The 13734-nt window shown below is 67.8% G+C and carries 13 protein-coding genes and 1 tRNA gene; 3 read left to right on the forward strand and 11 right to left on the reverse strand.

Translation table 11 applies throughout. From position 1 onward, the window contains the following. The first annotated feature begins 202 nt into the window (after positions 1–202). Positions 203–1162 (forward strand): tyrosine-type recombinase/integrase, encoded by a 960-nt coding sequence (locus tag TPAU_RS23540; RefSeq protein WP_049825836.1) that lies wholly within the window; start codon positions 203–205, stop codon positions 1160–1162. On the opposite strand, the gene TPAU_RS22950 is transcribed toward TPAU_RS23540, so the two are convergent. From TPAU_RS22950 to TPAU_RS12420, 4 genes are all read right to left on the reverse strand, one after another. Beyond that, entirely contained in the window at positions 1148–2173 is a 1026-nt protein-coding gene (locus tag TPAU_RS22950) for a hypothetical protein (RefSeq protein ID WP_013127103.1), read from the reverse strand. The two genes, TPAU_RS23540 and TPAU_RS22950, sit on opposite strands and share 15 nt — an antisense overlap. Continuing rightward, positions 2170–2664: a hypothetical protein gene (locus tag TPAU_RS12410; RefSeq protein WP_013127104.1), complete on the reverse strand. Its 495-nt coding sequence runs from the start codon at positions 2662–2664 to the stop codon at positions 2170–2172. Before TPAU_RS12410 ends, TPAU_RS22950 begins: the two co-directional genes overlap by 4 nt. A gap of 150 nt (positions 2665–2814) precedes the next feature. After that, positions 2815–2888: transfer RNA gene (locus tag TPAU_RS12415), tRNA-Leu, on the reverse strand. 45 nt (positions 2889–2933) lie between these two features. Then, the gene (locus tag TPAU_RS12420) at positions 2934–4040 is read right to left on the reverse strand and encodes an alpha/beta fold hydrolase (RefSeq protein WP_013127105.1); all 1107 of its coding nucleotides are present in this window, start codon (positions 4038–4040) and stop codon (positions 2934–2936) included. 80 nt (positions 4041–4120) lie between these two features. Here TPAU_RS12420 and TPAU_RS12425 point away from each other — a divergent pair, with 80 nt between their 5' ends. Next, positions 4121–4738 carry an ANTAR domain-containing response regulator gene (locus TPAU_RS12425; RefSeq protein ID WP_013127106.1) on the forward strand — a complete coding sequence of 206 codons (618 nt, stop codon included), beginning with the start codon at positions 4121–4123 and terminating at the stop codon, positions 4736–4738. A 28-nt stretch (positions 4739–4766) separates the two neighbouring features. Here TPAU_RS12425 and TPAU_RS23185 read toward each other — a convergent pair whose 3' ends face one another. Next, complete coding sequence (locus TPAU_RS23185; RefSeq protein ID WP_013127107.1) at positions 4767–5072, reverse strand: type 2 periplasmic-binding domain-containing protein; 306 nt, start codon at positions 5070–5072, stop codon at positions 4767–4769. A 130-nt stretch (positions 5073–5202) separates the two neighbouring features. Between TPAU_RS23185 and TPAU_RS12435 the strand changes: the two genes are divergently transcribed. Next, positions 5203–6183: a cytochrome c oxidase assembly protein gene (locus TPAU_RS12435; protein WP_013127108.1), complete on the forward strand. Its 981-nt coding sequence runs from the start codon at positions 5203–5205 to the stop codon at positions 6181–6183. A gap of 2 nt (positions 6184–6185) precedes the next feature. Here TPAU_RS12435 and TPAU_RS12440 read toward each other — a convergent pair whose 3' ends face one another. From TPAU_RS12440 to lgt, 6 genes are all read right to left on the reverse strand, one after another. Further along, positions 6186–6908, reverse strand: a complete 723-nt coding sequence (locus TPAU_RS12440; protein ID WP_013127109.1) for a rhomboid family intramembrane serine protease — start codon at positions 6906–6908, stop codon at positions 6186–6188. A 42-nt stretch (positions 6909–6950) separates the two neighbouring features. Then, complete coding sequence (locus TPAU_RS12445; RefSeq protein ID WP_049825838.1) at positions 6951–9683, reverse strand: ATP-binding cassette domain-containing protein; 2733 nt, start codon at positions 9681–9683, stop codon at positions 6951–6953. A gap of 98 nt (positions 9684–9781) precedes the next feature. Then, entirely contained in the window at positions 9782–10351 is a 570-nt protein-coding gene (locus TPAU_RS12450) for a hypothetical protein (RefSeq protein ID WP_013127111.1), read from the reverse strand. After that, entirely contained in the window at positions 10348–11238 is an 891-nt protein-coding gene (locus TPAU_RS12455; RefSeq protein ID WP_013127112.1) for an acyl-CoA thioesterase, read from the reverse strand. Before TPAU_RS12455 ends, TPAU_RS12450 begins: the two co-directional genes overlap by 4 nt. 24 nt (positions 11239–11262) lie before the next feature. Further along, complete coding sequence (gene pyk / locus TPAU_RS12460) at positions 11263–12684, reverse strand: pyruvate kinase (RefSeq protein ID WP_041944412.1); 1422 nt, start codon at positions 12682–12684, stop codon at positions 11263–11265. A gap of 10 nt (positions 12685–12694) precedes the next feature. Next, entirely contained in the window at positions 12695–13729 is a 1035-nt protein-coding gene (gene lgt / locus TPAU_RS12465; RefSeq protein ID WP_013127114.1) for a prolipoprotein diacylglyceryl transferase, read from the reverse strand. Between the last annotated feature and the right edge of the window lie 5 nt (positions 13730–13734).

Here is a 13734-nt window from a genome sequence, read left to right on the forward strand (position 1 = left end):
AGGAATCGACCGAGAGTCAGGCGCTTAAGGTCGCGCAGGGCCAACTCCTTCGCGACTACGAGCGCGTCGTCAGCGGTACGCGCTCGACCGGTTCGCCGCGAAGGCCGTCGCCAGTATCACCCCGCGAGACTGCGAGCTGTTCCTCGCGGACCTGGCAGCGCGCAAGCTCGCCCCCAGGACCGTCAATCACGCCTGGCTGGGATTGAAGAACGTCCTCACGTACGCCACCCGCCACGGCGCGATCCCCACGAACCCCTGCGAACAGGTGGACTTCAACACCGGCCGCGCCGTAGGCGACCGAGAGAAGTTCAAGCATCACCCACTCACCGCCGAGCAGGTCGCCGCCACCGCGCGGAACGTCGGCAAGCTCTACCCCATCTACGAGCTACTGGCGTACTTCCTCCCCTACTCGGGTCTCCGCAAGGCAGAGTGCGCCGGACTGGAAGTCCAGGACTTAGAGTTCACCACCCGACCAGCGAGCGCAGCTACCGACGGCACGGACTCCCCCGTCCAGTGCGTCGTGCACGTCCGCAGGACCAAGGACCGCAAGGGCGGCACGTGGACCACCAGCACCCCAAAGTCCAGGAAGTCGCGCCGGTCGGTTCCGCTACCGGGCTGGCTCGCCGAGAGGATGCACGCCTACCTCCGCGACGTGCACCCGCACGGCCCTGAGAGCGACGACTACGACGCCACCGCTCCCCTGTGGCCGAGCCGTAAGAACGGCGGCTACCGCGTCAAGGGCGAGCGCACCGTGATGCCGCTCGACTGGACGCAGCCGCCCGAGCTGGGAACGTGGTTCGAGACCATCCTCGCCCCGGCCCTCGTGGAAGCCGGACTGCCAGTGAGCCGACCCGCTCGACCAGCAAAGCCCGCCACCGACACGGCCCCGGCACTCCCCGCGCAGCCATCCGTTCGCGGCGTCCGGCTCCACGACTACGGGCGGCACACATTCGCGACGATGCAGCTGTCGGCGGGCGTCCACTTCATGCTCGTCTCGCAATGGATGGGCCACGCGCAATACACCCTGACTCTCGACACGTACGGCGATTGGATTCCCAGTAAGGACGGCGGCGCGCTCAACACACTGCCCGCCCCGGCTCCCGTCACGAACACCGAGGATGCACAAGACCTCGCCCCGGTCATTCAGCTATTCGGACGCTAGTTCGGCTGGCACCAGGGCCAATAGCGGAGTCGACTGTTCGAGAAGGGCAACCGCAACCGCGATTGCGCCCTGCGCCACTTCGAGAGTCGGGGCTTGCCCACTGTGAGCAGCCGCATTCCGTGGTCGCTGAAGAGTGCCAGCAAAACCATCGGGAATGAACCCTGCGCCCAATTCTTTCATCAGCTTGGAGCGCTGCTCGAGAGCGCGGCTGCGGGACATGAGCGCCTCCGCAACAGCCTCTTCTACAGCGGACAAATGCTGATCCAATAGCTCCGTAATTGCGAGCTCAGCAGCGGTTCCGGCATCGATCACTGCACGTCGGTAGTCACCGGCAGCAACCGCTGACCTGGCGTCCCGTACGAATAGCCACTCAGTGGGCGGCGACTCTTCCGTCCCCGCCAAGTACATGCACGTTTCAACCGTTGCCGGATCGAGCGGAGTTCCAGTCCGATCCCAGCGGATGGCATCACTGCTAACCGTCTGTCCGCGCCGCTCCTTCCCTCCACCGACCCACATCCAGACGGGGTCACGCCGGGCCGCCCCCTGCAACCGCAGATGATCCCTGGGGTCCTGAGTAGACAGAATTGAAACCCACGCACAGAACAAGTCCCACCATCGGTCGAGCACTGCGGGAGTGTCCTTGTGAATCTGCGCGATCCCCTCCCGTTCATGAAATCGATCAACGATGGTAAATCCGAGACGTTGTACGCGAACCGATACGGGCTCCTGTTCGGAAGCCCCAACCTGGGTGCGCCATTGGGAGACAACACCCCATTCTTGGTGAGGCTCCCGCTCATCTGCCAGGGGTATGGCTGGATCGACCGCAAAGCTGCTTGGCGCTTCAAGTTTTGCTCGCTGCCACGGGGTGCTTAGAACCGGGAACTGAATTTTAGCAACAAATCCGCCAATACGAGTCGCAAACGACGCTCCACAACAGCTCGCCTCGACGTGTATCCCAGAACCGCACGCGAAATGTCCCAGTTGGTCCAGCGGCCAATGCTCGTCAGTCACCGCGTCTCCGCAAAGATGATCGTCGCTGAAGGTTCGAGCCCCGCCGTTACGATCTTCCTGCGATTGGAGAGCGAATGCAATTTCACTTCGACCATCGGCTCCCCGGTGTCCGGGTTGACGCATCGATCAAAAGCGCCGATAACGAATTTCTCCGTGGACCCGTGGGGATCGTTGAACTTCTCACCGATCCACTTCCAGAGCTCATCTCCGCGCACGATAACCGTCCGCCCGTCTGGACGCGACTCTCCGGCTTGAACCACCCGATCAACTAATTCTAGCGGCGGCGCTTCATGCGAGAACAGCGCTTCCTCACCAATGAGCTCACCGTTGATCGTGATGGTCCGATCTTCCTCATTTTCCATCAGGTCCGTGATCACCGCGCGCAGCACAGCCCCAGGCACTACGTCGCTGGGAAAGAGAATCTCGTCACCCGCACGTAGGTCACGCGCTCTGGTCGGACGGATCGGGCCGAGGAAAGAGATCTGATTCACAGCCAGATCATCCCACGGCGCACCGACAGGTTTCGGACTTTCCGGACGCACCACCCCGTGTTGCGCAGCCTGGGTGGCATGGGGGTAGCACGGGCGCTCTCAACGGCGAACACAACCTGCCTGGCAAGCCGCATACCTGCGGCGATGCGGTGCCCCCGGTGAGACTCGAACTCACACTGGACGGGTTTTGAATCCGTTGCCTCTGCCAATTGGGCTACGGGGGCGTCCGGCGGGCCGTCGTGAACGGCCAGCCGAGCAAGCTTACCCGGTCAGCGAACGACGCCTGCCGCGGTGTCCACCGAAGCGAGGAATTCATCGATCACGGGCCAGGTCTCACGCACCGCATCGGGACCGGCGAGCAGGCCGAGATGGCTCGACTCGACGGTCGCGAACTCGACCCGCGGCGAGCCGCTGAACAGCTCGATCCCGTGCCGAGCGCAGTCCCACGCGCACAGCGCATCGCGATGCGAACCGAACAGCTGGATCGGCACATCGATGGTGGACAGGTCCACCACCTGCTCCCCCAGCTCGACCTTCCCCGCCGCCAGTTCGCCGCGGTAGATCAGCCGCTCCCACAGCTGCGCCGCCAGCTTGCCCGGATACCCGGGGAACTTCCGCTGGAAGCGGTCGATCGTCTCCATCCGCGCCAACTTCTCGGTATCACCAAGGTTCTCCAGCACGAACTTCGGCTTCTTGAGCTCCCGGTCCCACGAGGTCGCGCGATAGGCCACCTGCACCACGGGCGCGGGGATCCCACCCAGCAAGCCGAACAACGCACCGGGACCGGCACCGTCGACCGGGCGGGCCAGCGCCCGCACCAGCGGGTACGGCGGCTGCGCGTCGTAGTTCAACGGCGTCGCGATCGAGACGATCGAGCGGATCGGCTGCGCCGACGCGCCCGCGGTGAGGAACGACAGCGTGCCGCCCAGACTCCAGCCGAACAGATCGACACCGGCACCGTCGGGCACCGCATCGCCCCAGAAGTCCTCCAGGACCCGCGCGATGGCCTGCGGGATGATATCGAGCGCGAAGTCCTCGAATCCCAGATTCCTATCGCCGTACCCCATCTCGCCGAAGTCGACCACGTAGGGCACCCGCCCGGTGGCGGCGAGGTGTGCCACCACGGACACCTCGGGCGAGAGGTCGTAACACGACGCGGGCGCGGCGATCGGCGGGACCAGGAGCACCGGCGCGGCGCCGGCGGCAGCGGCCTCGGCGCGCACCTCGTCGGTGGTGTACCGGCGCAGCGTGCGGTGCGGCTCGTCAACGAGCGTGACGTGGGGCGTCTGCACCTCCGGGCGGATGCCGCCGCCGAGCGTGAGGGCCCAGAGGTTCTCCGCGCGGCTGCGCAACCGAGCCAGACTCAATACGTTCATGGGTAGACGGTACCGCGCACGTCCGGGGCCCTTTCTCCCGCCCGGTAGCCTGAGACCCCACCGACTGAAGGGGAACCGCCATGCCGCAGGACCGCGAACCGGTGGCGCACCGCGTGCTCGTCGCCGAAGACGAGGCGATCATCCGGCTCGACCTCACGGAGATGCTCCGGGAAGAGGGATACGACGTCGTCGGCGAGGCCGAGAACGGCCAGATCGCCGTGGAGAAGGCGCGTGAACTGCGCCCCGATCTGGTGATCATGGACGTGAAGATGCCGGTCCGCAGCGGCCTGGACGCGGCCGAGGAGATCGCCCGGGAACGGATCGCGCCGGTGGTGATGCTCACCGCTTTCGGACAGCGGGAGTTCGTGGAGCGGGCCCGGGAGGCCGGCGCGATGGCCTACTTGGTGAAACCGTTCACCAAGCTCGACCTGGTGCCGGCGATCGAGATCGCGATCAGCCGGTTCGCCGAACTCGCCGCGCTCGAACGCGAGGTGACCTCACTCGCGGAGCAGTTGGAGACCCGGAAACTGGTCGACCGCGCGAAGACCATCCTGATGCAGGCCCACGGGCTCTCCGAGCCCGACGCCTTCCGCTGGATCCAGCGAACCGCCATGGACCGACGGACCAACATGCGCACCGTCGCACACCTGGTGATCGACACTCTCGGCGGTCAGACCGGCGGCACGACCACGTCGTGACCCCGGCCGCCGGCGGAGGCTCCTGGTCTCAGATGGCGCGCATCGGGCGCTGCGGGAGCGCCTGGTCGCGGTAGTAGCCCGCGCGCGGAGTGTTCGGGAACGCCGGCGCGCCATCGACGGCCTTGTCGTTCTGCCGGTCGATGACCTTCTTCACGGCCTGCGGCGAGGTGCCGGTATAGCGCGCGATGTGCACGATCGGGATGCGGGCCGCATACGCCGCGAGGATCGTCTTGCGGTACTGCTCTTCGGCGTTGGCCTTCAAGTGCGACCAATGCGAGATCGGGCTGAGGAAGTCGCGCACCTCTTGCGGCGTGGGCTCGGGAACCTTCGGCATCTCTTCTCCATCGGTCGGGCCGGGTCTCCCCGGGGGCTGGCACAGGACCTTCACCCTTCCATCGATCCTGCCTCACGCTTTGTTACACGTCGGTTGGATTAGTTTCCGCGGGGTGGTACAACGGGCACCGATGCCTCCCTCAGCAGTGGCGACGCACGCGCCGTCCATCCTCCATACCTGGGTCTTCACGCCCGTCGTGTCGGCTCTCATGATCGTCGCGACGATCCTCTACTGCTACGGCGTGTTCCGGGCGCGTCGCGCCGGTTCGCCGTGGCCGTGGACTCGAGTCCTGTCGTGGTTCATCGCGATGGCGCTCATCGTGTTCTCCGTGAACACGGTGATGGCCGATCTGGCCAAGCACCTGTTCTGGGCACACATGGTGGTGCACCTGAACCTGATCACTGTGGTGCCACTGTTCCTGGTGTTGGCGCAGCCCATCCGGCTGCTCGCCACAGCGACGGGCGAGAAGGGCGACCGGCGGGTGCGGGCGGTGCTGAGCAACCCGGTGATGCGGATCTTCGCCAGCCCGATCGTGGGACTGCCGCTGTACGCCGCGGTGCTGATCGGCACGCACCTCACCGGTTTCCAGGATCTGGCACTGGAGAACCCGTGGCTGCGCAATGCCGAATACACGGTGTACCTGTTCGCGGGCTGGCTGTTCATGCTGCCGCTCGTGGGCAACGAGCTGTGCGGCCCCACCAAGCTGTCGCATCCGCTGCGGTTCGCATCGTTCCTGCTCGCCATGGGCCCGGACACGCTGGTCGGCGTCACGCTGATGATGACCTCGACCGAATTGGCCCCGGAGTACGCACTTTCCCGAGCGGGCTGGGGCCCGTCCGGTCTCGTGGACCAGTCCGCCGCCGGCGCGATCATGTGGTTCGGCGGTGACGGCCTGATGATGCTGCTCCTGCTGATCGTCGCCTTCCAGTGGATCACCGCCGAGGCCACGGGTAAACGCGGCGGCGGCATGGGCTCCTGGCTCGATTCCGCGCGCCGCGGCACCCTCATCGGCGACGGTGCCGACGACTCCGAGGTCGATGTCGACGACGACGAGGCGGCACTGGCCGCGTACAACGCCCGGCTGCGGCAGCTCAATCAGCGGCAGGGCTGAGGTCAGCCGATCACGAAACGGTTCACCGCCGGGTAGGTGCCGAACCGTACCGCGATGAGCGCCACCACGACCGCGGCGATCACGCCGGTGCACGCCCAGCCGACGGCCTGGATCTGCTTGGCGGTGCGCTTGTCCCGTGGCAACAGCTCGGGCACGTAGACCATCGCGGCGGCGACCGCCGCACCCGCGACGAGACCGCCCAGGTGGCCCATGAGCGAGATGCCCGGGATCATCATCGATGCGATCACGTTCGCACCGATCACCACCACCAGCGACGTGGGGTTCATCTTCATCCGCAAGAGCAGCACCAGTTCCGCGCCCATCAGGCCGAAGATCGCGCCCGACGCACCCACCGTGATGGTGTTCTCCAGGCCGAACCACAGCACCGAAGCACTACCACCGAGCAGCGAGATCGCGTAGATCGCCCCGTAGTGCGCCCGATCCATCACCTGCTCGACATTGCGGCCCAGCACATACAGCGAGTACATGTTCACCAGCAGGTGAATGGGACCGAAGTGCAGGAATCCCGAGGTGATGGCGGTCCACCACCACCCGTTGGCGGTGGCCACCTCGGAGAGCGCCAACTCTTTCACCTCCGGGGCCGACATGTTGTACTGAATGCTGCCGGAGGCCTTCGCGCTGAACGCGAAGGCGATCACGTTGACGGCGATCAGCGAATAGGTCAGCACGGGCTGCCAGCTGCGGCTGGTCGAAACGGTGGTCACCGCACTAGTTCACCACGTCGAGCGTTGCAGTACCGAGCAGGGCTAGGGCACCATGCCCGGGAACACGATCCCCACGCCGTATCCCACCACCAGGATCGCGGTGACGGCGAGGACGACGACACCGTCGAGCCGGCGGGGCCCGCGATCCGGTCGCGCCACCACGCCCAGACCGCCGCGCGAGGTGATCGCATCGGCCAACTCCCCCGCCCGGCGGCACGACTGCACCGTGGCGAGCAGCAACAGTTCCAGGATCGCCTCGATGCTCACGCCCCGCGGTTTCCCGTTGGCGCGCAGGGGCCGGCGCTGCCGGGCCAGACCCCACATCGTGCGGACCTCGGACAGCGCGAGCGGTGCCAGGCGGATGGCGAGTGCCAGCGACGACGCGAAGGCCACGCCGCGCTTGCCCACGCCGCCGAGCCGGTTCAGGCAGGTCTGCAGGAATCCCGGGACGTCGCCGAGCGGAGTGGTCCAGCAGAACAGCAGCGCCGCGAACAGCGACACCATCACGGAGACCAGGCCGCGGAGGAAGACGTCGATGCCGGAGAGGCTGAACTGTATCCCCAACACCGTGATGCCGGTCGCGCCATCGCCCAGCGACGCGAGCCACAGACTGATCGCTCCGAAGGCGAGGAAGAACGGCGGCAACTTCGGGATCGCGCGCCACGGCGCCCCGGCCAGCAGGAACCAGCCCAGCATGATGAGCGCCGCAGCGCCGATGTTCCACCAATCCGTGCGCACCGCCATCACGACGCCGGTGGCCAGGAGCACCGCCAGTTTCGTGCCCACCCACACGCTGCGTGCGGTGTTCTCCTGCGGCAGTGGGCGTCCCACGACATCGCCGAACTGCGGCCGGTGCCTGCGCGGCCGATCGGGCCGAGGCGGCTCCGCCGAGGCAGTGACATCGTGCACACGATCGACGACGCCGCGCAGCGGCGCCAGATCATGCGTGACGATCACCAGGGTGGTTCCGGCCGCCTTCGCAGCCTCGAGCGCCGCCGTCATTGTCACGGTGGCCTCGTCATCGAGGCCGGCGAGCGGCTCGTCGAGTACGAGGACCTGCGGCCTGGAGGCGAGCAGGCCCGCCAGCACCACGCGTCGCTGTTCACCGCCGGAGAGTTCGTCGGCGCGGCGGTCGGCGAACGCATCCGGGTCGAGCCCGACCAGTGCCAGCGCGGACCGCACGCCGCCATCGCCGGCACCGGAGGCGTCCGCGACATCGTCGAAGACGGTATCGCGCAGCACCTGTAGGCGCGCGTGCTGAACGCCGATCACCACCCGACCGCGCCCGTTGACCACCGGCTCACCGTCGACGGTCACGGTGCCCGCGGTCGGATTCAACAGCCCGGCGATCAACCAGGCGAGGGTGGACTTCCCCGCGCCGTTGTCGCCGGTGATGGCGAGGGCGGTGCCACCGGGCACGGTCAGGTCGAGATCGGTGATGACCGGGCGGTCCCACGGAGTGCCCCCGTCGCGCACCAGCGAAACGCCCCGCAGCTCGACGGTGCCGCGCGCACCGGGACCGGGACGCCGAGGGGACCGGGCGGGTGCGGGCGACGGCACCTCGCCGGCGCGCGGCGGCCCGAGTCGGACCTCCCGGTCGGCCGCGGCGGCCTCGGTCTCGTGATGGGTCACGTGCACGACGGTGGTGCCGGATGCGGAGACCCCGCGCATCAGGCCGAGAACGGCTTCGCGGCCCTCGGCGTCGAGCATGGCGGTCGACTCGTCACTGATCAGCAGCCCGGGCTCGCGGGCCAGGGCCGCCGATACGGCGAGCCGCTGCAACTGCCCGCCGGACAGGGTCGCCGTCTCCCGCTCGGCCATCCCACCCAGTCCGACGCGACGCAGCAGTGCTTCCACATCGGTGCCCTCGGGCAGATCACGGCCGAACCGCACGTCATCGCCCACCCGGACGCCGAGTACCTGGGATTCGGGGCGCTGGAAGACGACGGCGGTCCCGCCCGGATCACCGAGACCCGGATCGCCGGGCCGCTCGACCGTGCCCGTGCTCGGCTCGGCTCCGGCGAGGACGCGGGTCAGCGTCGATTTTCCGGTGCCGTTGCGGCCGGTCACCGCGAGGAACTCCCCCGATTCGACCATCAGCTCGGGCACGTCGAGCGCGGTGCGGTCGCCGTAGCGCACCGTCACCCCACGCATCCGGATCGGCACCGGCCCCACGGTGCGGTCGGTGTCGCCGTCGTCGACGAGATCCGCGAGATGGCCCGTGGCCCGGGGCAGCACCCGGTCGGCCCGGGCGAGCAACGCGCCGAAGGCGACGCGGGCGAACCACACGACGAAGAGCACGGCCACGATGAGGACCGCCGGCACGGTGAGTGCCCACCAACGCAGCGCCCACTCCCACAACGCGACCATGGCGTCGCCGAGGAATCCGAGATGGATGGTGCGCAGCAGGCGCGCGATACCGGTGATGGTGGATCCGGTGATCTTGAAGATCACCTCCCGGGCGCCGGGAAAGACCACCAGGAGCAGCACCGCCAGCGCCGACGACGGGATCGCCAGCAGCGGTAGGGAGTTCAGGACCAAACGCCCCGTCGACCAGCCGCGCCCGATGGATGCACCCAGCAGCACCCCGACCAGCCCGGTCTCGATGGTGAGAGTGACGGGGGCGATTCCGCCGAGCAGGAAAGCCATGCACACACCCACCGCGAGGGCCATCGCGCAGGTGCGGAAGGTGTGCCTGAGCCCGACCACACCGAACGGGATGCACGCCGCGAAGGCGAGCCCGACCAGCAGCGGGAAGACCTGCGAGATGAGCACCAGCGCGGCCGCGACGTCGGCGAGCGCAGCGGCCTCGGTGATCTGTCGTGCGCCGAGCCGCGCGCGAGGGCGCCGCGGTTCGGCGGAGGTGGAGCCGGTCAGCGCGGCGCCACGAAGACGATGATCGGGTTGGTGCTGGAGAGCTCAGCGCCGCTCACCGAGGTGGCCCGCACACTGCCGATGGAGACGGCGTAGTTGCGGTCCGGGTCGGCGCTCGGGACGGTCAGATCGAAGCCGAGCTGGCACCGCCCCTGCCGCAACCGTCCCTCGCCGAGGGTGCCTTCGTACACGTCGTCGCCGGCCGAGATCGTGATGGTGGCGCCCTGCTCGACGCCCTGTGCGGGGCCGGCACCGATGCATCCGGCCTGGGTGGCCGAGTACTGCTGGGATTCGAGCAAGACGGCGCCGCGCACGGTGGTGGCGTTGAAGACGGTGCCCACGCCCACCGCGAAGAGCGAGAGCACGCCACCGATCACCAGCGCGATCACCGTGATCACCACGACCCAGGCGCGGTTGCCCGGCCCGAGGCGACGCCAGGGCTGCTGCGCGCCGGGTGGCTGCGCGGCGGGCAGCGCGGCACGCCAATCACGGCCGGGAGTGCCCTCGGGCACCGTCGGAATCGGACGCTCCTGCGCCGGTTGCGTGTCCGTCGTCTCGGGAGTGGTCACTGTGCGCTCCTTGCCGGGAAGTACTTCAAGACGCCCTCCTGTGTCGTGCTTGCTACCAGTACACCCGCACGATCGAAGAATTGCCCGTTGGACATGCCGCGTCCACCATCGGCGACCGTCGAATGCGATGCGTAGAGGTTGTAGTCGTCGAATCGGACCCTGCGGTGGAACCACAGGGACTGATTCAGCGTGACCGCCATGATCCGATCGAATCCCCAGGACAGGCCGTGCCGGGTGATGATCGAGTCGAGGATCGTGGTGTCGGAGGCGTAGGCCATCGCCGCATCGTGGATCACCTGGTCGTCGGGCAGGTCGCCGGCCGCGCGGATCCACACCCGGTTGTCCTCCTGGACGAGGCCCTTGCCCTTGGCGATCCAGGCCGGGTCGTTGGTGAACCGCATATCCATCGGCTGGGGCGCCTCGACGAACATCGTCACGACGTCCTCGTAGCCCCGCAGCGTGTCCTGGATGTTCGGCAATCCCTCCGGCCCGGGCACCTGCGGTGCCGGATCGCCGTGCACGAGGGGATTGCGGGCGTCGGTCTGATAGGCCAGCTGCATCAGCGCGAGCACGGTGCCATCCTGCTCCACCGACACCATCCGGTTCGCCACATTGCGGGTGTCGCGCAGCCTGGTGACCCGGTACTCGATGTCACGGGAAACGTCGCCGCCGTTGATGAAGTGGGTGTGGGCGGCGTGCAGGAACAGCGAATCGCGAGAACCGGGAACGGTGTTCCCCGAGGCCACGATCGCCTGTGAGAGGATCTGCCCCCCGAAGGTCCGGGGTGCCACCTTCGCCGGGTGCCGCCCGGTGAAGGTGTCGTCGCCGAGGTCGGCCAGTTCCAGGGTGCCCAGGAACGCGTCGAAGTCGGTGAGTGTGTCCGTCATACAGATGAGCGTACTGGTCCGGGTCTAGTGGTCGTCCTCGCCGATCCGGTGCACCTGGATCAGGTTGGTCGAGCCGATGGTCCCGGGGGGCGCACCGGCGACGATGACCACCTGGTCGCCCTTGGAGTAGCGGCCGATGCCTTCGAGCGACTGATCCACCTGGTGGATCATCGCGTCGGTGCTGTCGGCACCGTCGACCAGGAAGGTCTCGGTACCCCAGGACAGAGTGAGCTGACTGCGCACCTCCGGCAGCGGGGTGAACGCCAGCAGCGGGAGCCGGGTGTGCAGCCGGGCCAGGCGGCGCACGGTGTCGCCCGACTGGGTGAAGGCCACGAGGGCCTTGGCGTTGAGTCGCTCGCCGATATCGCGGGCGGCGTAGGAGATGATGCCGCGCTTGGTGCGGGGAACGTGGTTGAGCGGGGGCACCGAGGGACCGCCCTCCTCCACCGCCCGCACGATCTTGGCCATGGTCTGCACGGTTTCGATCGGGTACTTGCCCACCGACACCTCGCCGGAGAGCATCACGGCATCGGCACCGTCGAGCACGGCGTTCGCGACGTCGGAGGCCTCGGCCCGAGTGGGCCGGCTGTTCTCGATCATCGACTCCAGCATCTGGGTCGCAACGATGACAGGCTTGGCGTTTTCGCGGGCGATCTGGATCGCGCGCTTCTGCACCAGCGGCACCTCTTCGAGCGGCAGCTCGACGCCCAGGTCGCCGCGGGCCACCATCACCGCATCGAAGGCCAGGATGACGGCCTCGAGGTTGTCGATCGCCTCCGGCTTCTCGAGCTTGGCGATCACCGGTACCCGGCGGCCGACGCGATCCATCACGGCGTGCACTCGCTCGATATCAGCCGGTGAACGGACGAAGGAGAGGGCGATGAAGTCGACGCCCAGCTTGAGAGCGAACTCGAGGTCCTCGATGTCCTTGTCGCTCAGCGCCGGAACGGAGACGTTCATCCCCGGCAGCGAGACGCCCTTGTTGTTCGACACCGGGCCGCCCTCGGTGACCTCGCAGACGACGTCGTTGCCGTCCACCGACAGCACCTTGAGCCCCACCTTGCCGTCGTCGACGAGGAGCCGGTCGCCGGGGCGGGCGTCCTGCGCGAGCTCTGCGTAGGTGGTCGACACCCGGTCGTGGGTGCCCACGACGTCGTCGACGGTGATCCGCACCGTCTCACCCGTCTCCCAGACCGTGCGACCGTCGCCGGCGAACCGGCCCAGCCGGATCTTCGGTCCCTGCAGGTCGGCGAGGATTCCCACGGCGCGGCCCGTGGTATCGGAGGCGGCGCGCACGCGGTTGTAGTTGACCTCGTGGTCGGCGTGTTCGCCGTGGCTGAAGTTGAGGCGCGCGACGTCCATGCCCTCCGTGACGAGAGCAAGGACCTTCTCATCGGTGGCGACGGCGGGTCCGAGGGTGCAGACGATCTTGGTTCGACGAGTCACTGCTGACACTTTAGTCCTCCGATTTCCGCGTGACGGGTTCACTGGTTAACCCGTCAGTAGAAGTCCCCTCGACGTTCACTTCGGCATCATCGGAAGGCGCCGCGCCGGCGGCGGATCCGGGCTGATCGGACGCGGTTTCGGCGACCGCCTCCGGTGTCCCCTCCCCGGTTTGCGGAGCAGCGGGCTCCGCATCGGTGGTGAAGACGGAATCCTCGCGGCCCTTCGGCGCGGTCACGAAGTACGCGACCGCGCAGGCGAACACGATCGCAGCGGTGAAGACGTTGATCCGTACGCCGAAGATCTGCGTGGCGTGATCGTCGCGCATCATCTCGATGAAGAACCGGCCCAGGCAGTACCCCGCCACGTACAGCGCGAACAGCCGGCCGTGGCCGATCCGGTACTTGCGGTCGACGATCACCAGGAACGCGGCGACGAGCAGGTTCCAGATCAACTCGTACAGGAAGGTGGGCTGGACGACGGCGAGCACGATGCCATCACTGCGCCCGTCGAGCACATCGGGGCCGCGCTGGCCCACATCGTTGACCCGCTCGTAGATCTCCAGGCCCCAGGGCAGGTTCGTGGGCGCGCCGTAGAGCTCCTGGTTGAACCAGTTGCCGAGCCGGCCGATCGCCTGCGCGACGATGATCGCGGGCGCGATGGCATCGCCGAACGGGCCGATCTTGATGCCCATCCGCTTGCAGCCGATCCACGCGCCGACCCCACCGAGTGCCACCGCACCCCAGATCCCGAGTCCGCCGTCCCAGATCCGGAAGACGGCCCCGAGGCCGCGGCCGTTGGGCCCGAAGTAGGTCGAGAAGTCGGTGATCACGTGGTAGAGCCGTCCGCCGATGAGGCCGAAGGGCACGGCCCACACGGCGACGTCGACCACCTGGCCCGGCTTGCCGCCCCGCGCGACCCAGCGGCGATCACCCCACCAGCAGGCGACGACGATGCCGGCGATGATGCACAGTGCGTAGGCGCGGATCGGGACGGGCCCCAGCTGCCACACGCCCTGCGCCGGACTGGGGATGCTCGCGAGAATCACACCCG

This window comes from Tsukamurella paurometabola DSM 20162 (assembly GCF_000092225.1).
GTDB lineage: Bacteria > Actinomycetota > Actinomycetes > Mycobacteriales > Mycobacteriaceae > Tsukamurella > Tsukamurella paurometabola.

Bases quoted from the DNA above. Each gene is read 5' to 3' on its own strand.
- TPAU_RS12420 (WP_013127105.1), bottom strand. From the start codon at position 4,040: ATGAACGTATTGAGTCTGGCTCGGTTGCGCAGCCGCGCGGAGAACCTC.
- TPAU_RS12425 (WP_013127106.1), top strand. From the start codon at position 4,121: ATGCCGCAGGACCGCGAACCGGTGGCGCACCGCGTGCTCGTCGCCGAA.
- TPAU_RS23185 (WP_013127107.1), bottom strand. From the start codon at position 5,072: ATGCCGAAGGTTCCCGAGCCCACGCCGCAAGAGGTGCGCGACTTCCTC.
- TPAU_RS12435 (WP_013127108.1), top strand. From the start codon at position 5,203: ATGCCTCCCTCAGCAGTGGCGACGCACGCGCCGTCCATCCTCCATACC.
- TPAU_RS12455 (WP_013127112.1), bottom strand. From the start codon at position 11,238: ATGACGGACACACTCACCGACTTCGACGCGTTCCTGGGCACCCTGGAA.